This window comes from Pseudomonas citronellolis (genome assembly GCF_029335315.1).
In the GTDB taxonomy this organism is placed as follows: domain Bacteria; phylum Pseudomonadota; class Gammaproteobacteria; order Pseudomonadales; family Pseudomonadaceae; genus Pseudomonas; species Pseudomonas citronellolis_A.
In genome coordinates, this window is record NZ_JARJLT010000150.1 from 1 (window position 1) to 1416 (window position 1416).

General features: G+C 68.1%; 1 protein-coding gene. It reads right to left on the reverse strand.

All coding sequences use genetic code 11. The annotated features are described in order from the left end of the window. Positions 1-191: 191 nt before the first annotated feature. Positions 192-1416 (reverse strand): dihydrolipoyllysine-residue acetyltransferase (gene aceF / locus P3W75_RS12425; protein ID WP_276227648.1); only part of this gene is annotated, 1225 nt, incomplete at its 5' end.

Here is a 1416-nt window from a genome sequence, read left to right on the forward strand (position 1 = left end):
CGAGGGCATTGGCGCCGGATTGGCCGGCGGATAACCGCGAACGGTTATTCGCCCTACGGGATGGCGGGTTCGTGTAGGGCGCATAACGCGCCAGCGTTATCCGCCGAAGGCATCGGCACCGGGTTTGCCGGCTGATGCCGCGAATGGCTATGCGCCCATAAGAAAAAGGCGCCTCGCGGCGCCTTTCCCGGTTACAGCAGCATCGTTCGGATATCCCCCAGCACCTCGCCCAGGCGCCGGGTGAAGCGCGCGGCGGCGGCGCCGTTGATCACCCGGTGATCGTAGGACAGCGACAGCGGCAGCATCAGGCGCGGCTGGAAGGCCTTGCCGTCCCAGACCGGCTGCATGGTCGCCTTGCTGACCCCGAGGATCGCCACTTCCGGCGCGTTGACGATCGGCGTGAAGCCGGTGCCGCCAATGTGACCGAGGCTGGAGATGGTGAAGCAGGCGCCCTGCATGGCGTCGACCGAGAGCTTCTTGGTGCGCGCCTTCTCCGCCAGTTCGGCGGCCTCGGTGGCCAGTTGCAGCAGGCTCTTCTGGTCGACGTTGCGGATCACCGGCACCAGCAGGCCGTCCGGGGTGTCCACGGCGAAACCGATGTGCACGTACTTCTTGCGGATCAGTGCCTTGCCGCTGGGCGCCAGCGAACTGTTGAAGTCCGGCAGCTCGCGCAGCAGATAGGCGCAGGCCTTGAGCAGGATCGGCAGGATGGTCAGCTTGGTGCCGGCCTTCTCGGCGACGGCTTTCTGCGCCACGCGGAAGGCTTCCACCTCGGTGATGTCGGCCGCTTCGAACTGGGTCACGTGGGGCACGTTCAGCCAGCTGCGATGCAGGTTGGCGGCGCCGACCTGCATCAGCCGGGTCATGGCCACTTCTTCCACGTCGCCGAACTTGCTGAAGTCGACTTCCGGGATCGGCGGGATACCCGCGCCACCCGTGGTGGCGCCGCCGGCGGCCGACTTGCCGCGCTGCAGCTGTTCCTTGACGAACAGCTGTACGTCCTCCTTGAGGATGCGGCCTTTCGGACCGCTGGCCTTCACCTCGGCCAGCTCGACGCCGAACTCGCGGGCCAGCATGCGCACGGCGGGGCCGGCGTGGACCTTGGCGCCGTCGCGGCTGGGCGCGCCCACCGGCGGCGGGGCCTCGGCTTTGGCCGGGGCGGCGGGCTGCTCAGCGGGCTTTTCCGTGGTTGCTGACGGTTGCGCGGGCGCCGGGGCGGGCGCCGCGCCTGCGACTTCCAGTTCGAGGATGTCGTCGCCTTCCTTGAGGGTGTCGCCGATCTTCACCTTCAGCGCCTTGACCACCCCGGCGGCCGGCGAGGGGATTTCCATGCTGGCCTTGTCCGACTCCAGGGTCAGCAAGCTCTGGTCGGCCTCGATGCGGTCGCCGACCTTGACCATCAGCTCGATGACCTCG